A 24,997-nucleotide genomic window follows, 5' to 3' on the forward strand; every position below is an offset into this window, starting at 1 on the left:
ATGAGTACGACCTATCGAAGATCCATAGATCTTAGTGACAAAAAGAAAATGCTCTTAAAACAGCTCCTCCAGAAAGAGGCGGCAGCCAGCCAGTCTCAACAGCGCAAGACGTCTGAGGACACACGGCCGATTGTATTGGCACGTCCCGACCGCTCAAGTTATCCGCTCTCGCGCTCGCAGGAGCAATCCTGGTGGCGAGAACAAATCCAGCCAGCGCAACCATTGACGGCTGTGCTCGGCTTCAAGGAGGAGCTACAGCTAGATCTGCTGCAACAGAGCTTACAAACGCTGGTCGAGCGTCATGAAATCTTGCGAGCGACCTTTCCCACACAGCACGACCAGCCAGTGCAGATCATTCAATCCGATCTTTCAGCGACACTTTCGATCGTCGAGGAGGAGAAATCCTCAACGCTCATCGGACTACTCAGAACCCATCAACCATCTAGCTTTGATGTCGCGCATGAACCCTTGCTCAAAGCCAGCCTGGTACGACTTAACCAGCACGAACAGATCTTGCTGCTCTCGCTGCATCCGCTGCTGGCCGATCGCTACAGCCTGGATCTCTGCTGTCAGGAACTGATCACGCTGTATCAAGCAGCCGTCACCGGTCAGCAGACAGCGCAACCAGCAGATTCCCTGACTTATGCTGACTTTGCAGACTGGCAGCAGCACTATCTTCAAGCGGCGGTACTCAAAGAACAGCAGAGCTACTGGAAGCAACAGCTTACCGGCGCAACGCTGACGCTGAATCTGCCCTACGATCATGCCCGCGCTGCACAGACACTGATCCAACCAGCGCAAACGACGCTGGAATTACCATCATCCTTGATACAGGCGGCACGTGTTTTTTGTAAACAGCAAAAGCTGCCACTGGATCACCTGCTATTTACCATCTTTGGGCTGCTCCTGCACCGCTACAGCAGCCAAACAGATATCGTCGCGGGCTTCCTCGATGAGCATCGCAGCCCCGAACTGACAGCCATCATCGGCAACTTTGCCACGCAGATACCGATCCGCGTGCAGCTGTCGGAGGGCTTGACCGCCAGTGAGGTCGCGCAGCAGGTACATAGCACACTCAACGCGGCGCATCGACACGCTGAGATCCCTTTGGAGCAGATCGTCGAGGCGATTGATCCACAGCATGATCTGACGCGTATCCCATTTTTTCAGGCCTCATTTACATTTCATCAGCATCCAGCGTTGACCGGGACTTCCGCCTATATCTATCCATCGCTGCCGGAGCCGTCCCTACAGGATCTCGCCTTTATTTTTCATGCGCATGATCAGCAGCTGGCGCTCTCGGTTGCTTATAATAGCGATCTCTTCGACAAAGCCAGTATCGAGCGCTTACAAGCACACTATCGCCAATTACTACAGTCATTCTTGCAGGAACCAGAGCAAAGCTTTTCCGCATTGTCCTGTCTGACCGAGGAAGAACGAGAAGCGATCTTACATACCTGGAACGAAGCGTATCTGACCGAGCCGCTGACACTCACGGAAGGTATCCACCATCTCTTCGAGCGACAGGTGCGGCGCACGCCTCAGGCCATCGCACTCAGCGACGGTCAGCAGCAGTTGACGTATCAGCAGCTCAACCAGCGAGCCAATCAATTGGCGCATCTTCTACAGCGTCAGGGTGTCGAACCAGAACAGATCGTGGGACTTTGTCATACGCGTACGCTCGACCTGGTTGTCAGCGTATTCGCCATCCTTAAAGTCGGAGCGGCCTACCTGCCGCTCGATCCGACCTATCCGAGCGATCGCCTCGCGTACACCATCCAGGATGCCCAGCCAGTCCTGATCCTGACGCAGCAGGAGCTGCTTGGACGCATGCCATTCTCATCCGAGCAAGCTCTCTGCCTGGATACGCCGGGGCTCTTCACTCAGGAGAGCACGGATAACTTGCAGTGCGAGATGCATAATGAGCAGCTTGCCTATATCATCTACACCTCCGGCTCAACGGGCCGACCGAAAGGAGTCTGTATCAGTCACAGAAGTGCGCAGGCGTTCCTGCACTGGTCGCGCCAGCAGTTTTCAGATGATGAGCTAGCAGGAGTTCTCTTCGGAACCTCAATCTGTTTTGACCTCTCGATTTTTGAAATCTTCGCGCCTCTGAGCTGGGGCGGAAAGACGATCCTGGCAGTCTCCGTCCTCGACCTGCCACAGTTGGCACAGCAAGAACATATTACGCTGCTTAACACCGTCCCATCAGCCGCCACCGCCTTACTCAACGCAAACGAGCTACCGGATTCGTTGCGGACAGTAAATCTGGCAGGCGAGGCGCTCACGCGAGATCTCGTGCAAGCGCTCTACGAGCAGACCAGCGTGCGGCGCGTCTGCAACCTGTACGGTCCCACCGAAGATACAACCTATTCGACCGAGACCACACTCGATCCGAAGGAAGCGGGAGCCGTCTCGATTGGTCGTCCACTGGCGAATACGCAGGCGTATATTCTCGATGCGCAGATGCAGCCGGTACCGATCGGGATTATTGGAGAGCTCTACCTCGGCGGCGATGGACAGGCTCATGGTTATCTCAATCATCCCAAACTCACCGCCGAGCGCTTCGTTTCTGATCCATTCAGCCGCATCTCCGGTCGCCGCCTGTACAAAACGGGCGATCTGGTACGCTATCGTCCCGATGGGAATATCGACTATCTCGGGCGCATAGATCATCAGGTAAAGATACGCGGCTTCCGCATCGAGCTCGGCGAGATCGAATCCCAATTGCGCCAGCATCCGACCATCGCGGACGTCGTCGTCGTTGCCATCGAGGAGGTTCCAGGCAACAAGCAATTGGTCGCCTATCTGGTCGCTCAGCCACAGTCTGATTACGATACGACACAGATCCGCCAGTACCTCCAGGATCGTCTGCCAGCATACATGGTTCCGAGCTTCTTGATCCAACTCGAGCGCCTGCCACAGACTCTCAACGGCAAAGTCGATCGCAAAGCGTTGCCAAGTCCCAGTGATGCCCGCTTCCGTCTGAGCGCAGCGCCACATACGCTCTCACAGAGCAAGCAGGAACAATGGTTAGCCAATCTCTGGCAAGAGATCCTGCTTGTGCCTACGATTGGACGTCACGACAACTTTTTCTCGCTCGGAGGCAATTCGTTACATGCATTCCGCCTGCTGGCGCGTATCAAACGCGATTTCCAACAGTCGCTCGCTGTAGAAGATCTTTTTGCCAACCCGACCATTGCGCAGATAGCCGAAAAGCTCCAGCACACAGCGGTACACACAGCGCTGGAGCCGATCGCCTCTGTGCATGATCGCGTGCTTGCGCCGGATACGCCACTACCGCTGTCCTTTGCCCAGCAACGCATCTGGTTTGATGATCAGCTTGAGCATGCGAATGCTATGTTCAACGTCCCACTTGTTTTCACCCTGAGCGGCTCACTTGATCGTCTGGCGCTCTATCAAGCGTTACGCGAGATTATCCGCCGTCACGAGACACTCCGTAGCACGGTCCGCATCAACAATGGAAATCCTTTTCAGTTTATCGATGACCACATCACGCCGCCATTTACCTTTGTCGATCTAAGCACGCGGGAAGAAGCAGGCGAACAGCAGTCGGCACAAAACATACATATGGCCCCTTATGTGCTGCGCGAAATCCAGCAGGAAGTTCAGCGTCCCTTCGACATCGCCCTTGGACCATTGCTACGCATCCGCCTGCTCCAGCTCCAGACCAGCCAACATGTGCTGCTCATCACCATGCATCATATTATCGCCGATGGCTGGTCGCTCTCAGTCATCGGCGCAGAGCTCGGTCAGCTCTACAACGCCTTCAGACCTGGCCGTCCTTCGCCGCTACCAGAGCTACCGATCCGCTACACAGATTTTGTCATCTGGCAGCGCGTTCATCGAGCTCCACATTTCGCGGCGGACCTTGCTTACTGGAAAGCATGCTTTACCCCATTGCCTCCCACGCTGGCCCTGCCGACAGATTATCCACGACCCCTCATCCAGACGTTTGCGGCGAGTGCTCTGAACTTCCAGCTCTCGCAACAACTGACACAGCAGCTCCTCAAGGTCAGCCAGGAAGAAGAAGTGACGCTGTTCATCACCTTGCTCACCGCCTTCTTTGTCCTGCTGGCACGCTACAGTGGACAGGAAGATCTCGTGGTTGGCACATCGGTTGCCAATCGCCTCCATCCAGAATTAGAAATGCTGGTAGGCTTATTCGTCAATGATCTGGCTCTGCGTGCTGATCTTTCGGGCAATCCAGCGCTGAACCAATTGCTGCATCACGTCGCCACGCTGGCTCTCGACGCTTACCGTCATCATGAAGTCCCATTCGAGCAAGTCGTGGAAGCGGCACAGCCTCCACGAGATCCCACGCGCTTGCCCCTGCGCCAGGTCCATTTTCTCCTGCAAAACACGCCGACCTACACGCCAGAGCTAGATGATCTGCACGTCCAATACGTCGATGTGACGCCGCCGGCGACGCAATTCGACCTCGCCTTTGTGATGCGCGAACATCCTGATGGTCTGCAATTGACCATCAAATACAATACACAATTATTCACTGCGGCCACGATCGAGCGCCTTCAGCGCCACTATCACATGCTCCTATGCGCCTTCGTCGAGCAGCCCGAGATGCATATTCAAGAGATCTCCTTGCTCACAGACAGGGAGCGTCAACAACTGGTGCAGGACTGGCAGCATACGCCCGGCCCTTATCCTATCAAGCGACTGCTGCACGAACTCTTTAGTGAGCAAGCGACACGGACACCAAACGCCATCGCCCTGCAAGACGGCACACAGAAGCTCACGTACCGTGAACTGGATCAGCGCACGAATCAGATTGCACACAGCTTGCAGCGCCAAGGGATTGATGTTGATGTCCTGGTCGGACTGTGTCTGGAGAGCTCACTGGAGCAAATGATCGGCTTGTTAGCGATCCTGAAAGCCGGCGGAGCCTATGTACTGCTGAATCCACAGCTCTCGCAGGAGCAGTTGGACGCTATCGTCACGGATGCTCATCTCACGTTAGTGCTTACGCAACAAAAATATGATGCGCTCCTGCAAGCAACCAACAGCGCACGGCTTTATCTGGCGGAGGCGGAAACATGGTGGCTGGAGGAGAGCAAAGATGCCCTGATTACTGAGCAAAATCCCCAGCAGCTCGCCTATGTCATCTATACAGCCGACTCGCCGGGACGCCCCAGAGGAGTGCTGGTGACACATCAGAACGTAGTCAACCATAGCAGCGCCATCGCACACCACTATCATCTGACCGCCGGGGATCGGGTATTGCAATTCAATTCCTTGAGCGTTGACAAAGCCGTGGAGGAGATCTTTCCAACCTGGCTCGTCGGAGCGGCGCTGATACTTCATCCCACGCAACGCCTCTCCATCGAACAGTTCCATGATTATCTGGAGGCTGCCAGGATCAGTGTCGTTGATCTGCCAACCTCCTACTGGTATAAGTGGATACATGAGCTGGATCGCTCTCCACGTCCACTTCCTACGGGCTTACGTCTGGTCATGATCGGAGGGGAGAAAGTAGAGGTCGAACTCTGGCGGCAGTGGCAAGAGCTGGTAGACAATCGCATCAAGCTCAGCAATACCTACGGTTCAGCCGAGACGACGGTCACCGCAACACTTTACGACGTTCCCGCCGCGTTATCGCCTCAGGAGATCAATGGAGATCTGGCGATAGGCAAGCCGCTCCCCAACGTCCGGGGCTATATTCTGGACGACTTGCAGCAGCCGGTGCCACCGGGACTGCGCGGAGAATTATATCTGGCGGGCGAAGGGATTAGCAGAGGATATATGGGACAGCCCGGCCTGACCGCAGAACACTTTGTGCCCGATCCATTGTCCGAGGAAGAGGGGAGGCGTATGTACCGCACAGGCGACCGGGTCTACCAGAGGATCGATGGACAGCTTGTCTATGTGGACAGGCTGGATCAGCAGGCGAACCGACGAACGATCCACCTGGAACTGGGCGAGATCGAGCAGGTCCTACGAGGCCAACCATCTATCCACCAGGTGGTCGTCCTTGCAAGCGAGAGTCAAAAAGGTCTCTCACAGCTAATTGCATACGTACAGCCGCAGGCCGATTGTATCCTGGATGTCGCACTTTTGCGACTCACGCTCAAAAGACAGCTTCCTGCGGCCTTGCTGCCCACGGCGATCATCGTCATCACAGAATTTCCGCTCACGCCCGGCGGAGAGATCGATCGTCAAAAGCTGGGATCACTGGAGCAGCAGCGCGTAGCAGAGGATGTCAGCGCAAACGTGCCACAGGGGACACTTGAAGAGTTGCTGGCGCACATCTGGAAAAAGATCCTCAAGCTGCCGACGCTCGAACGCGACGACAATTTCTTCGAGATTGGTGGACATTCCTTGCTGGCAATGCAGATGCTCGCCGCTCTTCAGGAAGAGCTTCATGTAACCATCACCATTCGTCAGTTCTTTGCCGCCTCGACCATCGCCGAGCTAGCCAGCGTCATTGAACAAGCCCGGGCCAGCCAACAGCCAGAAACGCAGATGCATAATATTCCTGCTCTGGTACCGATTGCACATACGGAAGAGTATCCACTTTCCTTTGCGCAGCAACGCCTCTGGTTCCTGGATCAGTTAGAAGGGAGTAGCGCTACTTATAATATTCCGATTGTCTTACATTTTACCGGCAACTTGAAACTGGATGTCTTGCAACAATGTATGAGTGAGATCATACGCCGTCACGAAGTATTGCGCACGATCTTTCCGAAGAAGCATCTGACGCCGGTCCAGCGCATTCAGCTCTTAGGGCAGGCAGCGCTAGAAATCATCGACTTCCCGGATGGCGATTTACCAGAAAGGCAGGCGCTTCTTTTAGAGGAGATTCACCGTCATGTCCAGCACCCATTCGATCTGGCACAGGGACCGCTCCTGCGTACCCACATACTACGTCTCGGTCCGCGCAAGCATATCGTGATCTTCGTCATGCATCACATCATCAGCGATGGCTGGTCGCTTGGCGTACTGGCGCAAGAGTTAAACGCTCTTTATAATGCCTTCCTGACAGGCAAACCTTCGCCGCTGCCCGAACTCGCCATCCAGTACGTCGACTTCGTCGCCTGGCAGCGACAATATCTGCAAGGACCGCTGCTGGCTGCTCATCTCGGCTACTGGAAGCGACAACTCAGTGACGCACCCATCTTGCACCTACCGGCTGATCATCCACGCATCGTCACACAATCCGTACCGGGAGATCATTGTTCTGTACACTGGCCCTTATCACTGGCCCAGCAGCTTCAGGTGTTCAGTCAGCACGAAGGTGTAACCATCTTTATGACTCTGCTGACAGGCTTCCTGATCCTGCTCGCCCAGGAGAGCCAACAAGAGGATATTACAGTAGGCTCTCCGATAGCCAATCGTTCGCACACCGCCCTGGAGCCACTCGTCGGCTTCTTCGTGAACACTCTGGCGCTCCGTACCAATCTCGCGGGCAATCCGACGGGCCGCGAGCTCCTGCACCGCGTGCGCGATGTGACTCTGGGAGCTTATGACCATCAAGATGTGCCCTTTGAACAGATCGTCGAAGCCGTGCATCCTGTGCGGCAACCGGGCATCTCTCCACTGTTTCAAGTACTGTTTGTGCTCCAGAATAACGCGACCGTTGATCTGGCGCTGCCCAATCTGGAGGTGAAGGGACTGGATATGCACACCTCCACGGCTAAATTTGATCTCACGGTGGCGCTGGACATCGCCCGGGAGAGCATGAATATGAGCATCGAATATAATACTCAGCTCTTTGAACGCGCCACGATTCAACGCATCCAGGCTCGCTATCGACTCATACTCGATCAGCTCAGCGCACATCCAGAATACACACGAGCAGACTTTGCTCAACTTTTATCCAATGCACCCACATCAGAAAGGACAGATGAATTATGAGACCTTTGGAATCAGTAGCACAACAGTATGAAGGATATCGCGAAGGTCAGTATCAAGGCTGGCAAGCAGCAGGCAAATTGCAACCTGAGGCCCGAGGAAGCCTTACCGCCAGTCAACGTCTGATCCTGGAGATCATTTCGGTCGTCACGATTGGCATTTTTTCGATGGTTATACTTACGTCTGTACAAAATAGTTATATTAGTTTATGCGGCATTGGCATGATGTGTCTGACTATTTTCCTGGTCAATGCCATCTTTTCCTGGAAATGATTATTAGAGAAAGAGGCCGTCCGAGTCCGGGCATAAACGTCGGGCTATTGCACTGACAATTGCTTGACCTGTGGCGGCTGAAACCAGCCATATTTCTGAATCAACCGGGCGGCCTCTTCACGATTTGAGACCTCAAGCTTCTGAAAGATGTGATAGATATGCGTTTTGATCGTACTTGAGCTCACATAGAGGCGCAGGCTCATGTCTTTATAGGAGATATCCTGCAAAAGAAGCTCCATAATCTCTTGCTCACGCGGAGAGAACGTTGCCAGAGTCATCCAATTATCCTGTGCCGCCAGCAAGAGACTCTGCAAGCAGTTCGTGAGCGCCTGACGGTCGGCGTCCAGATGGTAGAGGGCATGGATGGCTGCATGGATCTCCTGATGAAATTCCTCGGTGCGTACGCCCATAGCGCGGAACGGATGCTCAAGCGCATTGGCGATCTGAGGCGCGAGCAAGCCAAGATGATCTTCCATGCGTGGCAACTCTCGGCGCGGTGGTTCGCTGTCGATGTGAAAGGCCGTCTCCATTCTGCGTTGCTTGAGGAGTCGTTTGCGTTGTTGATAGGCCCAGGAGGGAATATAACGCATATGTTGTCGAAACAGAATCTGAAGCGTCGCAGTAAAAATGATCAGGATACCCCAGAGCAGAGCAATTATCCACCATGATGGCTGTGCGATCGGGGCGATATGCAGTAGACCTGATAATATCGTGGCGGCGGCGAACGTCACAAAGACAAAGGCTGCGCCAGTCACCCCATAAAATAAGCTCGATCTTGTATTACGTTTCTCATTGAGAATCATTTTGATAGTCATCCTTCCTGATGTCGCTAGATACACGTATGTCAGAGATAGAGGAAACAATAGTCATGCAGCGGGAACGTTCCGCAAGGCGCTATAACGGTTCATCGGCGGCGAGTTTTTCCGTCAATAGCTGACTGAGTTCCACAAGTGTATCTGCTTTGATATTCTGTAGAGCTTCTCTTTCCTTATCAGTCAGGTCAAAGCCAAACTCCTGGATGGTGGAGAGTGGATGAGCCAGTAGCTCGCTGGCAAAGTCTGTGTCGACCATTGCTAGTCCCACAATATGGTTAATCGTCTGCCATGACATATGGGGCTTCACTCCTCTAAATATATATGCGCTCTTAGCCGTTCCATGGATCAACGGTACAGAACAAATGCGTAATGGAAACTCTCTCGGAGATACCAGATGTCAGGGCCGACACAACAGCCAGCAGGCCTAACACGACAGTGACGATTACCAAAAAATGAATGCAGGAAGCCATTACGTAGTAGCCATTCAGCAGCAGATCCATGGTTTCGACTCCTTTGAATAAAAGGTTGATTCATATTTCATCTAACTGCCTACAGTATATTGAGCGACTGTTGGAAAAGTGTCATTATAGAAGAAGCAGAAAAGTCAGCAGTGAGTCAGCACTCAGATTACTCGCTACATAGTGCAATAATCTCTTGCTATACCATCTGAAAAATGTTAAAAATAGAGAGAAGGCTGTTAGAGGTGATTTATCTGATCAATTCACTTTTGCTTCTATCGGCCACCAGGTCCCAATTGATATTTTTACATGCCTTTCCTAAAAGAATTCCTATCCATTGAGAATTCTTTTCTATTTCCATTTTCTTATTAGCATTACCAGGCGAGCCCTCTAGTATCTATAAGTTGAAACCCTTCAACAAGGAGACAGCTGTCAATGGATCTTGCCCAACGATCAGATAAATTCGAAGTGCCAACCCTCCCTTCTACCATGCTCCACCGCGAAGGGCTTGTGCAAGCACTCACCGAAGCCATTGAATCTCACAGCGCCAGTCAATCGTCTCATTATAAATTAGTGCTGTTATGTGCTCCAGCCGGTTACGGCAAAACAACACTACTCGTTGACACAGCCAGCCAACTCTCATCTGCCTGTTGTTGGTATGTTTTAGACCCCACCGACGCCGATCCAGCACTGTTTCTGAACAACCTGCTGGTCAGCATTCGGCATAGCCTGTTAGCATTCGGCATCAACTTTGCGCCCTGGCTAGAACAAAGCTACGCCGAGACCAGCGGAGATGGCAGTGACACATCCAGACTACTTGCGCACAACGACCTGCTCATAGACGCACTCAACCAGGAAGCGTCAATACCCTTCGCCCTTATCTTTTGCAATTATCATGAAGTACAGCAGAACGCCATCATCAATCAAATGATCGACCATCTGATCGCCAACTTGCCTCCACGAGGAGTGGTCGTGATTGAGAGTCGGGCCATGCCTGATCTTACACTTGTGACCCTGATCGCTCGCCGTCAGATGTTCGGCCTGGGGAGCCAGAAATTACGCTTCTCTCCTCAGGAAATTTATGATCTGGGACACCTTCAGGGACTCACAACGCTCTCGCAGCACGAGTCAGAAGAGATTGCTCAGAGGTCAGAAGGTTGGATCGCTGGCATCTTATTGAGTTCGCGCCTTGGACACTCCTCCATTCACAACAGCGCGCCCGTCCAGGCGGAAAGTTGGGAGGAGCCCGAGGAGAGCAGCGAGGACGCACAGATCCTGAGTTATATCACCGATGAAGTTTTCAAACATGAAACAAGCACCTATCAATTTCTGGAACAAACATCCATTCTGACCCAACTCACTCCCGAGCACTGCAACGCGCTCCTCGCGATCAACGATGCGACAGAACGACTTTCATACGCCGAACAGCGAGGGTTATTTGTTGTGCGCAATAAACGCAAAAGTGAGTTGGGTCAAGCCAAGCTCTATACCTGCCATCCATTATTGCGACACCTTTTAGTCGAACATCTACAGCAATACGCCCTGACGCGCTATCGAGCGCTCCAGAACCATGCGGCTCACATTCTACTGGCTGACCATCAACATGAGCAAGCGCTGATGCATGCATGTCAGGCCCGCGAATACGATTTTGCGGCCAGCATCATTTTAGAGATGGCCTCGACGTTTATTTATGAGGAACAAAGCGAGATGATGCTGAGTTGGCTGAAGATGCTCCCAGAAACTATTTTTAAACAACATGCCCAACTCCTCTTGATGGCATCCAACATCTATCTACGGCTCGGTGACTTCTCCCAGGCCGCGCCGCTGCTGGACACCGCTGAGATCCTACTTCACACAGATCCCTCGCTTCAGGATCAGCTTCAGCTGACCATGCTTCAGGCAGATCTCACGATTGCTCGCGCTCACCTGATGTTCTTTCAGGGAGAGTTTCAATCCACGCAGGAACTTTGTCGGCAAGCGCTGACATTGCTCCCTCCCGACGAGCGGAAGCTCCATATTAGAGCCTATCAATACCTCGGCATTGCACTGATTGTCGGAGCTGGACAGATCCAGGAAGGCATTACTCAGCTCCAATTTGCTCTGCAAATGAGCCGAGCCCAAAAGAACGAACGTCAGACGGCGACCTTACATCGACTGGTGGCCAACGCCTATAGCTGGATCGGCAATCATGCTCTGGCCGAATACCATCAGACGCGCTCCTTACAGATCTGGGACAAACTCAACAATTCGCAGGGAATTATCTTCTGCCTGACCAGCATGGGCTTGCTAAAAATGCGCCAGGGATTGTACTCGCAAGCGGAAGAGATCCTTAATCGAGCCCTACAACAAACGCGTGCCACGTCCCAGTTTAAGAATAATGAGGCCTATGTCTTACTTGCTTTTGGAGATTTCCATAATAGTCAGGGCCAATATACCCAGGCGCTCTACGATCTGGAGGATAGTCTGAACCTGGCTCGTGACAGCGATGATCACTATCTTACCTGTTGTATCCTCTGCAATATGGCTCTGGCATATATATTTATGGGTGATACCCCCACTGCTCAATTATTTCTCGATCAAATTTCATTTAAGACAGATGCACAGGGTGGCTACGAGAAAGGACTGTTTCTGCTCACACGCGGGACCGTCTATCTTGCGCAGCAAATTTTTGAGCAGGCCGAAACCACCCTGGAAGAGGCCACCAGCCTCGTCAAGCAGACCAACATCCAGATTCTTTACATTAGCTCGCTCTTGCGTCTGGCCGTCTGCTATCTCAGAGAGGATAAAAAACGTCTCGCGCAGCGCACCAGCCAGCAGATCATAGACCTCAACCAAAAAGGAGATTTCGATTCTTTTATTCAGGTCGAATTGGATCGTTACCCCGAGCTGCGATCCCTGTTGGATCAAGGAGTTGTGACAAACCCAGATCCGGACCCTCCCTTAGAGATTGCAGTCGAGCAGCTGATGCAAGAGCTTCCTGTACAGGCAGAAGTACAGCCACTGCTGGAGCCCGCTCAAGACGAAATCAGCCCGATACAAATCATGGCTCTGGGCGAGCCAAAAGTGCTGCTGAATGGTATACCTGTCACACGTTGGCGCATGGCCCGGGCCATGGAACTTTTCTTTTTGCTCCTGGAAAATGGTCGTCCGATGCGTAAAGAGCAGATCATCACGATCCTCTGGCCCGATCACGACAGCGATCAAATCAATTCGACGGTTCGTACCACCATCTACTACTTGCGCAAGGCCTTTGGAGAGAATAGTATCCTCTTCCAATCAGGTCTCTACAGCTTAAACCTCTCAGCCATCGGCGGCACAAAAATCTGGTATGACGTGGAAGTTTTCAATGAACAATATAAGCAAGCTAAAAAAGCGTTGGGAAATAAACAAGATGATGCCGCCTTTACCGCCTTCACTCACATGATCAATCTCTACAGCGGCGACTACTTACAGGCTTTCTACAGTGACTGGTGTAGCGTGCGCCGGGATAAGTTACGCCAGATGTATATAGATGCCCATCATCAGCTGGCGCAGATCGCCTGGAGAAAGGAGGATTGGAAAGATAGCTTGCAACACTGGCAACATCTTCTAACGCTCGATTCCTGCGACGAGCGAGCTCATTACGGCATCATGCATTGCTATTTACAGCAGAACAAAAGAGAGATGGCATTACGACAGTTTCAGCGCTGCAGCCAGAATCTCCAGGAAGAGTTGCAAACGACTCCTGGTCCAGCCCTGCAAAAGCTTTACCGCAGCATTGCCGAATAATCCATCCGGAGATCAAAAAAGTGAGGATGAGATAAAATCAACCTGAAAATGAAGCCGAGCATGAAATAAAATCAGCCCTAAAGGACAAGATATGCATTGTAAAACATAGACAGTCGATGATATAATTGCCACAAGAACAGCAAGCGAACAATTATTCATGCGAATACGGGATATACTCCACATCCGAATTTTTAGCAAGTGTTACCGTATTTCTCATGGCTCATTTCGACATGTGAGTATTTCACGAAGAGCAGTCAAATTTCATATTTCTGACTAGTATAATTGGAGGTCATGCTATGAGCAAACGAACAGTTGGCGTTGTCGGAGCAGGCGTGATGGGCGTCGGGGTTGCACAGAACCTCATTCAGACGGGGCATCGTGTAATCCTGTTGGATACAAGCGAAGAGATTCTCAAACAGGCGCGTGAGAGCATCACGAACAATATCCGCCTCCAGAGGATGTTCAATCGAAATGCGGCCGGTCAGGAAAGTATCCCCGAGTTGATCGAGCGCATCACCTTTACAACGGAGTACGCCCCTTTTAGCGAAGCCGATTTTGTCATCGAGAATGTGACAGAAAAATGGCCCATTAAAAAGCCTGTCTATGAACAATTAGAAGCTGTCTGTCCCGAGCATTGTGTGTTTGCAGCCAACACTTCAGCCATCTCGATCACGCGTATCGGTTCCGCGACCAAGCGTCCAAAGCAAGTACTGGGCATGCATTTCATGAATCCCGTGCCAATGAAATCGACGGTCGAAGTCATTCGCGGCTATCACACTACCGACGAGACCATCGCCACAGCCAAAGACCTCCTCAAGGAGATGGGGAAAGAGGGAGTCGTCGTCAACGACGTCCCCGGCTTCGTCTCCAACCGCGTCCTGATGCTGACCGTCAACGAAGCAGTCTTCCTGGTCCAGGATCAGGTTGCCAGCGTCGAAGACATCGACAAGATCTTCAAAGAGTGCTTTGGTCACACCATGGGACCGCTCGAAACAGCCGACCTGATCGGACTGGATACGATCCTGTACTCGATCGAAGTGCTCTACGAGAGCTTTAGCGATAGCAAATATCGCCCCTGCCCACTACTCGTCAAGATGGTTGACGCCGGCCTGTACGGTCGCAAAAACGGCCAGGGCTTTTACAAATACTAGTAGCGTCGTGCCCTCGGGCACGATGTCCCACTCGACGTACGATCAAGCAGGTCAGCGTGGCTCGCCGAGATCTTGCTGTCTCGTACGTCGAGTGGGACATCGTACACGAGTGTACGACGCTACTTTTGGGGGTTGACAGGGATTTTGTTTACCAGGGGGATAAGTTCATTGGCGAGCAATTCAAAGGTTGCGGGATCATCTGGATAACGCACCATTACTTCGTCAACGCCAAGCTCGGCCAGAGCTCCCATGGCATCGAGCGCCTCCTGACTCAGGCGGCCATTTTGCACAAAGGGAACGGTAAAAAACGTTGTCTTCTCAATCTGCTCATAAGGGCGATTTATTTTCTCACAATGATCACGAATACTATCGAATTTCTTGCTCAGGTCATCAAGATCGCGGCCAAAGCCAACATTGACGACATCAGCGTAACGAGCCATCAAGCGCAGCATCTTATTGCCGCTGCCCGCAATCAAAATGGGCGGGTGCGGCCGCTGGATAAATAATTGTGTGCCAATCGTGCTCGTAAGTTGATAATATTTACCCTCAAACGGTTTATCCTCGCCTGACCAGAGCTGTAGAGCCATCTGGAGAACCTCTTCGAAGCGTGCAACCCGCTCACCCGCTGGCGGAAACGGCAGGCCCATCCTTTGATGCTCATCGGCACCAAAATCCGGGCTCGCACCGACACCCAGGTAGGCTCGCCCATTCGAGAGAGCGTCGAGTGTATCCACCGTCTTCACCAGGACAGCCGGATAGCGCATCGTGACCCCGGAGACCAGCGTACTCAGTCTGATACGCGTGGTGCGGGCCGCGATAAAGGCCAGCGAGCTCCAGGCCTCAAAGAAATCGGTGACCGCTGGTAGCGGGGTATCGCTATTCTCCCTCCTGATAAAGGGCGTACTCTCTGGACGCAGCGAAAAGTGATCGGGCATCACCAGCGAGGCAAAGCCCGCCTGATCAGCCTGCTCCGCCACGCGAATGAGATATTCTCCAAGGGGCTTCGGTTGCTCGTTCGTCAAACCTATCTGTAATCCAATACGCATGTTTTCTCCAATGAACAAAGTAGCATATTCTCTAACGAGAATGACTCAAGCGTGCTCAGAAGCGTCGCGCTAATAGAGCACATCTTACAGCTACCATTATATGAGTTCATGACAGAACTTCGCTAGTTGTAACTTGAGGTCTTTCCCGCCGAAGAGAGTAGCACAGGGGTTTTACGCCCATAGGTGCGAACGTAAGCGGACAGAGGGTCTTCCGATCATGAAATCGACCTCATCTTGGGTCCAATGGGACCCAAATGGGCGATGAGTTCGGATTCGTGATGGGGACGATCCTCTTGCGGGTGATACCGCAACAGTCGGTCCATGCGTGGCATGGATGCCTCCATCTGAGACCACGTCCAGCAGCCAAGGATCATCGAGCGAAAACTTTGAACGAGGACAGCACACAATGCCCACGTGCTCACGGGTTGCCCTGTCCGTTTCCCTTTCTCTTTCAAGGTCGCACGCCAGCGTGTCGCTTTCTGTTCCATCAAGATCCAGCCAACGAGCATGGTCTCCTCGTACCTGTGGCCGTATCATGGCGAAGCACCGAGCCCTCTATGGGTGGGACAAGCCCAAAGGCCCGACCAAGCCCAAGAAAGAGATGCCCTTTAAAGCCTCTCGGAGGCACGAGTATTGGAGCATAGATATCAGGTATATCGAGCATCAACAGCTTCAAAATATCAAAGGTTCATTATATGTTATTAGCATTCTTGAGAACTTTTCAAGAATGCTGCTTGCTTCTGCCATCTCGGAAAGACAGGACACTGCCGCATATTTGCAGGTACTCGCCCGTGCCCTGCGCAACTATGGTGCTCCAGAGGCCATTGTGACGGATAGTGGTGGGGTCTTCTATTCAAAGCGTGCAATAGCAATCTACGAAGCTCTGGACATTCGCAAAGATCGGATTGACCCTCGGCAGCGCTTCACGCCGGGGTACTTTCTCCGAGCAAGAAGGCCAGATACTCCTTTTTGTGCTGTTGCATATCCTCCTCTGGAAAGACTGGCGCTTTCCCTAAAAGGGCAGCTTTGAACTCTTTGACCAAGGCATCACGTAGCGGCGTCCCACTAAAGCCTAGGCGGAGCTTTTTGCCTTCCGGTAAGATGATCCCTTCTCGCTTGAGCAGGTACCAGGCAAAGGCCAGCTCAGGCGTCTGCCCATCGACTAATGAGACTCCGATTTGCTTGAACAGTTCGTCTGAGACCAAGATAGGAGCTTCCAGAAGCAGAGCCAGCCCAATGGCATCGCCTGCTCGCATGTGCTTTGTTTGCTCTTGCACCATCTCGCCAGAGCGCCAATGGAGTTTGCACTCACACAGATGATAGAGTGGAGGAAGCATTGAGTAACTTTCTATGCATACTGCTTCCAGCTTATGGTGAAGCAACGTGAGTGTCTCAGCCATCAGATGGATGATCCCTGGGCGTGAGAGAGTCAAATGATTTAAGGCTGCAACAATGGGCAAGGCTTCGTGGCGCTCAATACCGAACACCAGGAGATACTGGCCTGTTTCGTCGATCAAGGAAACGCTGTACAGTAAGGGACTGCCAATCGTAAAATTTCTTCTGACACCCTCTACCTTTACAGAAATCATGAATACCCTCCATTTATTCTCTCTCCAGAATATACCTCATCTCCCTGAGACTTCGCCAGGCTTTTGCTCACTTTGCACTGACCACATACGTCAGCATCATACGGCGAGGTGTCCCACTGCTCGCTGGAGAGCGAGGTGAGTACCAGTAACCAATCGGCGACCTGAATGGTCAGATCCCGACTGGTGCGCCCATTCTTGCTCGCTTTGGCTTTGCGCTTCTTCTGTGCTCGTGTGGAGGCCGCTTCGCTCAAACGGACAGCGACCAGGCGCATGGGAACCACACGAGAGCGTACGGCTCCTTTCATGAGGACAGTGATCTCTCCGGAGGCGGCCTCATCGCTGGATGCATGCGCATCCAATCCCGTGAGCCAGTTCGATAAGTTAAACGGGGTGATCCCATCGAGGTGCAGCAACGGAGCACTGACCCAATGAAGACGAACCAGCACATCAACGCCGGCATCCACCTGATCAATGAGAGCCTGGCGACGACAATAGGCACAGTCTCCCACCACAATATCGCCCGGCTGGAAGCAGAAGTGACGCAGCCCTTCTCCCACATGGTGATCGGTTAGCGTCACCTGTTCGAGTCGTTTGCCAAAGAGATCATAGCTACAGTGGAGACGACGCGTTTCCAGGTACACAGATGAGTCGCATCCACCAGATGAACCCGTCCCTGGAACCCGTGTGGCCGTTGCACGTGTTCGGAGTGATCCGAGACAATCAAGAGGGTCTCAATGAGCCAGAGAAGCCAATCGGCAGCTTGTCTGGTGCGTTTGGCCCAGGAGCGTTCTCCATTCATACTCAGTCCGGTACTCAGTGCCCATGCTCCCACTTCCCGGAAGGAGTTCATGCAAAAGACGTAGGAAATCATGCCACGAAGCAGATCAAGCGGATCGTGGAGCCCGTTGGCCCGAAGAAAGGCTTTGCAGGTTCGTGCTTGTGCGATCGTCTCGGCTGGTAAGAGATCGACGATTTCTCGCCAGGCGGCATCATCAATCTGGCTCAGGGCTTGCTCTTGGTGCAAAAGTTGCGTATGATAGCTCAGATGTGACATGGTTCTTCTCCTTTGGTGACTGACGGTTGAATTTCTGTCACCATAGCGGAGAAGGACCTGTCTTGTCTCTTTTTTTGGCCATTTCAAGTACTTTTTGCTTCTGTTCTTCTTTTGAGAGATCACCTTCTTCTTTTTCCTCTCTTCTCTTCTTTGGGATGAGCTTGGAAGAGCATGTGATCGCTTACGTTCGCACCTATGGGTATGAATTCTCACGGGATGCGCATCTTACGAGCCGAGATGCACGCTACTACTGGCTTGAGAGGAGATAATGGGCGACGGCCAGACTTGCGGCATCGCCGGTCTGCTCATCGAGGCCAGCGGGGACAATCTTGCACACGGCAAGTGCCTGAGGTAGCGCCTCCGTTTGCAAAACCTGTAGTGTCAATGACTCCAGCAGTGCTCGCTGCCGCACGTAGATACTCCCGAGTATAATGCGTTCGGGATTAAGCAGATCAACCAGCATAGCCAATCCCTGTCCGAGGCGTCGAGCGACGGTCTCCCACACCTGCAAGGCGGTAGGATCTCCTACCTGCGCGGCCTCGCCCACGCGTGCGGCTGTCACCAAATCTAGCTCGGCCAGTGTCGCACAATAATCAACGGACTCACCGGCTTCCAGGTGCTCACGCGCCAGTTGCCGCGCAAGATGAGCGATCCCTCCGCCACTACAAAAGCCCTCAAACGATCCCGCTTTGCCATAGCCCCATGGACCAGCGGACGCCAGACGCAGATGACCCACTTCGCCTGCCAGATCGTTGGCTCCGGCATAGAGGGAGCCATTGAGGATCAGGCCAGCGCCCATACCTGTCCCAAAGGTCAAAAAGATCAGATTTTGACATCCTTGTCCGGCTCCCCACTGCCATTCGGCCAGCGCACCAGCGTTGGCATCGTTTTGGAGGCCGACTGGAACACCAAAGCGCTCGCGCAAAGGCGTCACAATATCGATATCATCCCAGCCCGGTAAATTGGGAGGAGAATAAATCATGCCGCGCCGACTATCCAGAGGGCCGCCACAACTCACACCAATGGCCGCTATCTCATGCTCTCCTCTGACAGCCGTAACCGCCGCCACGATCTGTGCCAGAGTCTGCGCGGGAGTGGCTGGCGTAGGAAAGGCCTGTCGCTCCAGAATATGGATAGTGGTCTCAGAAGCCTGACCCAGACAGACAGCACATTTTGTCCCACCGATATCAATGCCGATCAAGATTGGCTTCATGAAAAAATTTCTCCTCAAGGTACGCACAGATGACATGGTAGATCGGTAGATGTCGCTCCTGGATCGCTGTCACGCTATAGGCGGGCACACGGATGGTGACATCGCATAATGGCAGCATATGCCCTTCATTAGCTCCCATTAAGCCGATGGTCTGCATGCCAAATGCCCGTGCCACCTGGAGTGCCCGGCAGATATTCTGTGAATTCCCAGACGTGCTAATACCCATCACCACATCGTCCTTCGCGCCATAGCCATACACCTGTTGCGCAAAAACCATATCGGCCGCCACATCATTGGCCGTGGCCGTCAGCAGCACAGATTGGCTGGTCAGAGAAATCGCCGGCAACGCTCCCTGTAAATGCGTCGTTAAATAATCATGGTCGGCCGGAAAGGTCTCCGTGAGCGTCTGACGTGCCGCTGCTGACAGCGGTCGCTTGAGTAGAAATCCCTTCATCAACTCGCCCACGATATGCTCGCTATCGGCCGCGCTTCCCCCGTTGCCACAGACCAGCAACTTGCCTCCACGCTGGAAAGCCATCTCCAGCAGCGACAGAGCCCGTTGAATATCCTCCAGGCACGCAGCCATGTCAGGATAGCGATCACGAAACTCCTCAAGTAATGGATGCATCATTCCTCCCAAAGTCCACGGCAAAGTGGAACTCAGTCAACATTCGTAATGCTCTGTCAATGATCATCGCGCCGATCTCTCATCTGAGATATGCACCTCATGGGGTGAGACGCCTACCGACGTAGCGGCGCGGCTCCGCCGCGCTGTCTGTGACTCGTCCGACCATGCTCCTCATGAGGTTCCATTGCACAATCTTCCCACCGTGGAGCGTCTTGTTGGCGTTGCTTCCATCGGCACGTGGGACGGTGTCGTGCGGGAAGTGACAGCACGGCGGAGCCGCGCCGCTACGTCGGTGGGCGTCTCACCCCACGACTTCACGGATCTGTTTTGGGAACATATCTCCTCTGAGACAGAGGCGTGATGATCTTTGGCAGAGTAGTAGCAGAGCGGCAATTCGCATGATCGCGTCGTCAGCCTGGTATTACCAGGTAGTAATTATGGTATATACTACAAACAAATATTTGTCAACCCGAGGGTGATTTTTCGTTATGGTTGAATTATTTGCAAAGAGAGAGTATAGTTATGTGAGAGGAAGTGCTCAAGAAAGAGCATTTTTATACAGAAGAGGGGCAAATGATTAAACAGGTGAGCCATCTCTATTCAGACCAACGGCCAATTCTAGTATATACCACAAGATGATATTATGAGCTACAAAGATGCTAGCGACCTGGCAGCGCTAGACGGATTGAGAGGAATGATTGCTCACGTTCGACAAAGGTGAAGATGCTCATGCGCTTCACGTACAATTCACACAGCATTTACGACAGCGTATTCTGGAGAAGCAGTATCCAGCCGGGGGACGTCTTCCCTCGGAGCTGGCGCTGGCGGAAGAATATCATATCAGCCGGGGGACCGTACGGCTGGCCCTGGATGTCCTGGAACGCGAGGGATTAATCGAACGCACACATCGACGTGGCACGTTTGTACGTCAGGCTTCGCCCGTGCAATCTGCTGGAGAGCCGGTGGCTCAAAAACGCATTGCCCTTGTCTATTCGCCATCGCTGCCACCTATCCAGCCGGGCAAGCCAGCCGTTGGCCTGCCAGAAGATATGAATATGGATCTGTTGCTGGGCGTTGAGCAGGCGGCCAAATCACACAATTATCAGCTCAGCTTTGTATTCTCAGAGCCTTCTCCGCAGCAGCTGGCCTTTGATATCCAACGTTTGCTGCTGGATAAGGTGGCCGGATTGGTGATCTATCCGCTCGGCAATACGACCTATATCGAGGCGATCTGGCAACTGAAAGCGGCGGGAGTGCCTCTGGTGCTCGTCGACCGCTACTATCCCGATCTTGAAGCCGACTATGTCGGCATCGATAATCATAGCGGTGGATATCGAGCGACCGAGCATTTACTGATCCTGGGACAGCGGCGCATTGGCTTTGTCTACACCTCAGCCGAGGACATGCGTACCACTTCTACTCGTGGACGCTGGGAGGGATATCGTCAGGCATTGCAGGACTATGGGATCGCTTACGACGAAACGCTGGTCTATCCACCCATCGATCAGACATCAAATGACGCCCCCGATGACTATAGCCGCTTCCTGGCGCGGCCGGATCGTCCCGGTGCACTCTTTGTTTCCAGCGATGGCACCGCATTGAAGATTATGCAGCTCGCACAGCGTCAGGGACTGCGCATCCCTGAAGATCTCGCTCTGGTGGGATTTGACAATCGCTCCTTCTCGGCTCATACCAGTCCTCCACTGACAACCATCGCGCAATCATTTACTGATATGGGCCGACAGGCTGGCGACCTGCTGATCAGCCGTATCAACGGACAGATCGGACCAGCCAAGTACATTGAACTCCCGACCAGCCTTGTTGTGCGCGATTCGTGCGGCGCACGCTTACGGGTACAGCAGGACTCAAATATATCGATAGGCAAGTAACAGAAAGACACAGAAGGGTCATATTTAATGGTTTCATCAACATCGCAAGCAGTACACATGGTGGGTAATGCTCATATCGACCCCGTCTGGCAATGGCGCTGGACCGAAGGCTGTGCCGAAGCTATCGGCACCTGCTGGGCCGCCATCGATCGCCTGGAGGAAGATCCCGACTTTATCTTCACACGCGGCGAGGCGATTATTTATCACTGGATCGAACAGCTTGAACCAGTCTTATTTGAACGCATCCAGCATTTTGTGCGTCAGGGTCGCTGGGTCATCGTCAACGGTTGGTGGCTCCAGCCCGACTGCAATCTCCCGGATGGCGAGGCATTTATTCGCCAGGGACTCTATGGCAAGAGCTATTTCCGTCAGAAATTCGATGTCGATGTCCGCATTGGATATAATGTCGACTCATTCGGTCATGCGGGCACACTACCAACATTGCTACGCCATACTGGCTTTGAGCAGTATGTCTTTATGCGTCCAGGCAAACACGAAAAGACCTTACCAGCCGCACTCTTTGATTGGGTCTCACCCGATGGCTCATCTGTGAGCACGTTTCGCCTGACCGATGAATATCAGACATCCGGCCGCTCACTCAGCGACAAGATTGAGCGGGCTGAAGCCTATGCCGTACAGTCCGCACAGCCTCTGATGACGTTTTATGGCGTGGGCAATCATGGAGGAGGACCAACACGCGAGAACCTGGAGCTTATCCATCAAGTACAGAGCGAAGGGCGTGCGGTAATCTTCAGCGATCCAGCGCGCTTTTTTGCAGCGGTGAACGCTCTGGATCGTCCACAGGTACGCGACGAGCTTCAGATGCATGCGATTGGCTGCTATTCGGCGGTCTCAAGCATCAAGTCACTCAATCGCCGTGCGGAGGCCAGTCTGGCTCAGGCCGAGGCGGCCAGCGCCCTTGCAGCACGCACAGCTCACGCCAGCTATCCACACAACTCATTACGCCAGCTCTGGAAAAAGCTCCTGTTCAACCAATTCCATGACATCCTGGGCGGAGCCTGTATCGCCAGCGCAATGCGCGATGCGTTCGAAACGCTCGGAGGGATCATACAGGGAGCCGATGAGATACTCAATACGGCGGTACGTCAACTGGCTGCAATTGTCGCTCCTGGTCCCGATCCGCAGGCCGCCTCATTTCTGGTCTTCAACCTCACCGGCAGCGCACAGCAGATGCCCATAGAGTACGAGCCGTGGTTGGAGCGCCGACATCATCCAGTGCGTCTACTTGATCATACAGGCAAAGAGGTCATGTATCAAGAATTGCCTCCCGAAGGCTTTGTCCCTGGGATGGGAATCCGTCGCCTGCTCTTTGCGTCCTCGCTGGCACCATTTAGTTATCAGCTCTACACGGTCGCAGCAGGAGAGCCAGGCATTCAGACATCAACCTCGCTGCATACAGCATCATCTACGCGCATCGAGAACGCCGCCTGGAGCCTCGAAATAGATACCACAACCGGCGGGATTGCCCATCTGATTGCAAAAGCGAGCGGACACGATGTCTTTGCAGGAACCGCCCATCAGTCATTGCTGGTCGAGGATCTCTCTGATACCTGGAGTCACAACCTGGAAGGGTTTGGCTTGACAGGACCATCCGCCAGCTTTGAGCGCAGCGAAGTCATCGAGCAGGGTCCACTCCGTACCAGTATCCGCGTCTGGACACGCATCGGCGCTTCATCGATCGTGAGCACCTATGCGCTCTACGACGATCCCGCCCTCCCTTTGGAGATCCATGTGCGGATCGACTGGCACGAAAAGAATAAGCTGCTGCGCTTACGCTATCCACTGGCATTCTCTGCTCCTACCTTCCGTTACGAGGTCCCCGCCGGCTCCATGCTGCGTCCAGCCGATGGGAGAGAATATCCAGCTCAGCGCTGGGTGCTGGTGTCAGATCAAAATGGACAGGGCTTCGCGCTCGCCAATGATGCCAAATATTCTTATACTGCCCTCGATAACGCGCTCTACATCACAGCACTACGCTCGCCAGTCTACGCGCATCACGACCCATACGTGCTCCAGCCCGAAAACGACTATCTCTATACCGATCAGGGCGAGCAAGAATTTACGCTACGTATGCACAGCGGGAACGATATCGATATGCTGGCGGCTTACCGTTTGGCGGACGAGCTTTTACGGCCTCCGGTCGTGACGCCACATGTCTCCCGTGGCGGTCACGCCTCCCATAGCGGAAATTTGCTCCCGGTTACAGCCAGATCCAGCCTCGTCACGTGGCTCAAAGGAGCCGAAGATGAGCGGGGTCTGGTGATGCGCCTACTGGAGGTTGAGGGACAATCCGATACAATTACGCTCGATACAGAGCAGGAAACACACGCGATCAAGCCCTATGGACTCCTGACTCTGCGCAATGATGGGACGAATCTGTGGAAAATAACAAACGGCCTTGAAGAAGATCTATTAAGCTGAATCCTGACTAAATAAATATCCTCTTGACAATATCTCAAATTAGCCCTACGATAGAAGTGAACATGTTCACTTCTATCGTAGGGCTAATTACTTTATAGTGCATTGAGCATTTCTAGGAAGAACGAGGATACTTATGGATACCGATACTGGTCATGAGAATGAAAAGATAGCACCTTTAGCCCGGCCTGATATACAAGTCAGCACGAATGAGCATGAACAACAACTCCCTATAGCGATTAAAAGTTGGCGTCGCTACTGGCTTATCCCCATAGGTGGGCTAGCAGTACTACTTTCAGCGGGCTTTTTTGGGTTCACAATATTGACGCAAGATAGCAGCCACACGCTAACACTGCGACCCTCAGAGACCTGGCACTCATTTCTCTTGCTGGCGGCAGGACCAACACTGAGCGCCGTTGGCTGCTGGCATCTGATTGTTAGTAAAGCGGCGCATCCCACCTGGAAAAATGGACTAGTAGCAGCAATACTGGCAGAAATATTGGCTTATCCTTTTACAGCGCTCATCATCTTGATGAATCTAGAATTCTTATTCTCACGCGCAAATCCCTCAGGAATCTTTTGGGCAATTTTGTATTTCATACCGTTATCGATACTGGTAACTATTGTAAGTTTTGCATACCTTATATCCTTCCTGGGCCTCTATACGACGTTAGCTGCTTTGATATTGGGGCCGCTAATGGGCTTCATAGAAGGCCACTACGAAGAAAGGAAACGATCTTCTCTCCCTAAAGAGGCCAATTAATCATACATCTGCTTCTCCACCG

At 52.8% G+C, this 24,997-nt stretch carries 19 protein-coding genes; 9 read left to right on the top strand and 10 right to left on the bottom strand.

The window, feature by feature from the left end; all coding sequences use genetic code 11:
* Together AC27N8_RS03880 and AC27N8_RS03885 are read left to right on the top strand one after the other, a co-directional pair.
* Positions 1 to 7,893, top strand: coding sequence for an amino acid adenylation domain-containing protein (locus AC27N8_RS03880; RefSeq protein ID WP_487064137.1), 7,893 nt, complete (start codon positions 1 to 3; stop codon positions 7,891 to 7,893).
* Positions 7,890 to 8,162: a hypothetical protein gene (locus AC27N8_RS03885; protein WP_487064139.1), complete on the top strand. Its 273-nt coding sequence runs from the start codon at positions 7,890 to 7,892 to the stop codon at positions 8,160 to 8,162. The genes AC27N8_RS03880 and AC27N8_RS03885 overlap by 4 nt, the downstream gene beginning before the upstream one ends.
* Before the next feature lie 44 nt (positions 8,163 to 8,206).
* Here AC27N8_RS03885 and AC27N8_RS03890 read toward each other — a convergent pair whose 3' ends face one another.
* The 3 genes from AC27N8_RS03890 to AC27N8_RS03900 form a co-directional block, all read right to left on the bottom strand.
* Positions 8,207 to 8,965 (bottom strand): helix-turn-helix transcriptional regulator, encoded by a 759-nt coding sequence (locus tag AC27N8_RS03890; protein WP_487064141.1) that lies wholly within the window; start codon positions 8,963 to 8,965, stop codon positions 8,207 to 8,209.
* A gap of 91 nt (positions 8,966 to 9,056) precedes the next feature.
* The gene (locus AC27N8_RS03895) at positions 9,057 to 9,272 is read right to left on the bottom strand and encodes an Os1348 family NHLP clan protein (protein WP_487064143.1); all 216 of its coding nucleotides are present in this window, start codon (positions 9,270 to 9,272) and stop codon (positions 9,057 to 9,059) included.
* 34 nt (positions 9,273 to 9,306) lie between these two features.
* Positions 9,307 to 9,477: a hypothetical protein gene (locus tag AC27N8_RS03900; RefSeq protein ID WP_487064145.1), complete on the bottom strand. Its 171-nt coding sequence runs from the start codon at positions 9,475 to 9,477 to the stop codon at positions 9,307 to 9,309.
* Between the two features lie 393 nt (positions 9,478 to 9,870).
* On the opposite strand from AC27N8_RS03900, the gene AC27N8_RS03905 reads away from it, so the two are divergent.
* Together AC27N8_RS03905 and AC27N8_RS03910 are read left to right on the top strand one after the other, a co-directional pair.
* Positions 9,871 to 13,203 carry an AfsR/SARP family transcriptional regulator gene (locus tag AC27N8_RS03905; protein WP_487064147.1) on the top strand — a complete coding sequence of 1,111 codons (3,333 nt, stop codon included), beginning with the start codon at positions 9,871 to 9,873 and terminating at the stop codon, positions 13,201 to 13,203.
* A gap of 296 nt (positions 13,204 to 13,499) precedes the next feature.
* Positions 13,500 to 14,354 (top strand): 3-hydroxyacyl-CoA dehydrogenase family protein, encoded by an 855-nt coding sequence (locus tag AC27N8_RS03910; RefSeq protein ID WP_487064149.1) that lies wholly within the window; start codon positions 13,500 to 13,502, stop codon positions 14,352 to 14,354.
* Between the two features lie 119 nt (positions 14,355 to 14,473).
* On the opposite strand, the gene AC27N8_RS03915 is transcribed toward AC27N8_RS03910, so the two are convergent.
* Positions 14,474 to 15,400 carry an LLM class flavin-dependent oxidoreductase gene (locus AC27N8_RS03915; RefSeq protein WP_487064151.1) on the bottom strand — a complete coding sequence of 309 codons (927 nt, stop codon included), beginning with the start codon at positions 15,398 to 15,400 and terminating at the stop codon, positions 14,474 to 14,476.
* A gap of 215 nt (positions 15,401 to 15,615) precedes the next feature.
* Positions 15,616 to 15,909: a hypothetical protein gene (locus AC27N8_RS03920; RefSeq protein ID WP_487064153.1), complete on the bottom strand. Its 294-nt coding sequence runs from the start codon at positions 15,907 to 15,909 to the stop codon at positions 15,616 to 15,618.
* A 92-nt stretch (positions 15,910 to 16,001) separates the two neighbouring features.
* On the opposite strand from AC27N8_RS03920, the gene AC27N8_RS03925 reads away from it, so the two are divergent.
* Complete coding sequence (locus AC27N8_RS03925; protein ID WP_487067900.1) at positions 16,002 to 16,430, top strand: integrase catalytic domain-containing protein; 429 nt, start codon at positions 16,002 to 16,004, stop codon at positions 16,428 to 16,430.
* On the opposite strand, the gene AC27N8_RS03930 is transcribed toward AC27N8_RS03925, so the two are convergent.
* From AC27N8_RS03930 to AC27N8_RS03950, 5 genes are all read right to left on the bottom strand, one after another.
* Entirely contained in the window at positions 16,324 to 16,989 is a 666-nt protein-coding gene (locus AC27N8_RS03930) for a bifunctional nuclease family protein (protein ID WP_487064155.1), read from the bottom strand. The two genes, AC27N8_RS03925 and AC27N8_RS03930, sit on opposite strands and share 107 nt — an antisense overlap.
* A complete protein-coding gene (locus AC27N8_RS03935; protein ID WP_487064157.1) occupies positions 16,986 to 17,630 on the bottom strand; it encodes a hypothetical protein in 645 nt (214 codons plus the stop codon). The genes AC27N8_RS03930 and AC27N8_RS03935 overlap by 4 nt, the downstream gene beginning before the upstream one ends.
* Positions 17,564 to 18,043 (bottom strand): hypothetical protein, encoded by a 480-nt coding sequence (locus AC27N8_RS03940; RefSeq protein ID WP_487064159.1) that lies wholly within the window; start codon positions 18,041 to 18,043, stop codon positions 17,564 to 17,566. The genes AC27N8_RS03935 and AC27N8_RS03940 overlap by 67 nt, the downstream gene beginning before the upstream one ends.
* 247 nt (positions 18,044 to 18,290) lie before the next feature.
* The gene (locus AC27N8_RS03945; protein ID WP_487064161.1) at positions 18,291 to 19,256 is read right to left on the bottom strand and encodes an ROK family protein; all 966 of its coding nucleotides are present in this window, start codon (positions 19,254 to 19,256) and stop codon (positions 18,291 to 18,293) included.
* On the bottom strand, positions 19,231 to 19,887 hold the full coding sequence (locus AC27N8_RS03950) for a D-sedoheptulose-7-phosphate isomerase (RefSeq protein WP_487064163.1): 657 nt from the start codon (positions 19,885 to 19,887) through the stop codon (positions 19,231 to 19,233). Before AC27N8_RS03950 ends, AC27N8_RS03945 begins: the two co-directional genes overlap by 26 nt.
* Before the next feature lie 181 nt (positions 19,888 to 20,068).
* Between AC27N8_RS03950 and AC27N8_RS03955 the strand changes: the two genes are divergently transcribed.
* The 4 genes from AC27N8_RS03955 (at position 20,069) to AC27N8_RS03970 (ending at position 24,975) form a co-directional block, all read left to right on the top strand.
* Positions 20,069 to 20,245 (top strand): hypothetical protein, encoded by a 177-nt coding sequence (locus AC27N8_RS03955; RefSeq protein ID WP_487064165.1) that lies wholly within the window; start codon positions 20,069 to 20,071, stop codon positions 20,243 to 20,245.
* Between the two features lie 337 nt (positions 20,246 to 20,582).
* Positions 20,583 to 21,773 (top strand): GntR family transcriptional regulator, encoded by a 1,191-nt coding sequence (locus tag AC27N8_RS03960; RefSeq protein ID WP_487064167.1) that lies wholly within the window; start codon positions 20,583 to 20,585, stop codon positions 21,771 to 21,773.
* 27 nt (positions 21,774 to 21,800) lie between these two features.
* Positions 21,801 to 24,215 (top strand): alpha-mannosidase, encoded by a 2,415-nt coding sequence (locus tag AC27N8_RS03965; protein ID WP_487064169.1) that lies wholly within the window; start codon positions 21,801 to 21,803, stop codon positions 24,213 to 24,215.
* A 133-nt stretch (positions 24,216 to 24,348) separates the two neighbouring features.
* Positions 24,349 to 24,975, top strand: coding sequence for a hypothetical protein (locus AC27N8_RS03970; RefSeq protein ID WP_487064171.1), 627 nt, complete (start codon positions 24,349 to 24,351; stop codon positions 24,973 to 24,975).
* Positions 24,976 to 24,997 lie beyond the last annotated feature (22 nt).

It is taken from the genome of Dictyobacter sp. Z7_2 (assembly GCF_057551105.1).

Coding starts and splice junctions, on each gene's coding strand:
- AC27N8_RS03930 (WP_487064155.1), bottom strand. CDS start 16,989: ATGATTTCTGTAAAGGTAGAGGGTGTCAGAAGAAATTTTACGATTGGC.
- AC27N8_RS03905 (WP_487064147.1), top strand. CDS start 9,871: ATGGATCTTGCCCAACGATCAGATAAATTCGAAGTGCCAACCCTCCCT.
- AC27N8_RS03910 (WP_487064149.1), top strand. CDS start 13,500: ATGAGCAAACGAACAGTTGGCGTTGTCGGAGCAGGCGTGATGGGCGTC.
- AC27N8_RS03915 (WP_487064151.1), bottom strand. CDS start 15,400: ATGCGTATTGGATTACAGATAGGTTTGACGAACGAGCAACCGAAGCCC.
- AC27N8_RS03880 (WP_487064137.1), top strand. CDS start 1: ATGAGTACGACCTATCGAAGATCCATAGATCTTAGTGACAAAAAGAAA.
- AC27N8_RS03970 (WP_487064171.1), top strand. CDS start 24,349: ATGGATACCGATACTGGTCATGAGAATGAAAAGATAGCACCTTTAGCC.
- AC27N8_RS03925 (WP_487067900.1), top strand. CDS start 16,002: ATGCCCTTTAAAGCCTCTCGGAGGCACGAGTATTGGAGCATAGATATC.
- AC27N8_RS03965 (WP_487064169.1), top strand. CDS start 21,801: ATGGTTTCATCAACATCGCAAGCAGTACACATGGTGGGTAATGCTCAT.
- AC27N8_RS03945 (WP_487064161.1), bottom strand. CDS start 19,256: ATGAAGCCAATCTTGATCGGCATTGATATCGGTGGGACAAAATGTGCT.
- AC27N8_RS03900 (WP_487064145.1), bottom strand. CDS start 9,477: ATGGATCTGCTGCTGAATGGCTACTACGTAATGGCTTCCTGCATTCAT.
- AC27N8_RS03920 (WP_487064153.1), bottom strand. CDS start 15,909: ATGCTCGTTGGCTGGATCTTGATGGAACAGAAAGCGACACGCTGGCGT.
- AC27N8_RS03890 (WP_487064141.1), bottom strand. CDS start 8,965: ATGATTCTCAATGAGAAACGTAATACAAGATCGAGCTTATTTTATGGG.
- AC27N8_RS03950 (WP_487064163.1), bottom strand. CDS start 19,887: ATGATGCATCCATTACTTGAGGAGTTTCGTGATCGCTATCCTGACATG.
- AC27N8_RS03885 (WP_487064139.1), top strand. CDS start 7,890: ATGAGACCTTTGGAATCAGTAGCACAACAGTATGAAGGATATCGCGAA.
- AC27N8_RS03940 (WP_487064159.1), bottom strand. CDS start 18,043: ATGTCACATCTGAGCTATCATACGCAACTTTTGCACCAAGAGCAAGCC.
- AC27N8_RS03895 (WP_487064143.1), bottom strand. CDS start 9,272: ATGTCATGGCAGACGATTAACCATATTGTGGGACTAGCAATGGTCGAC.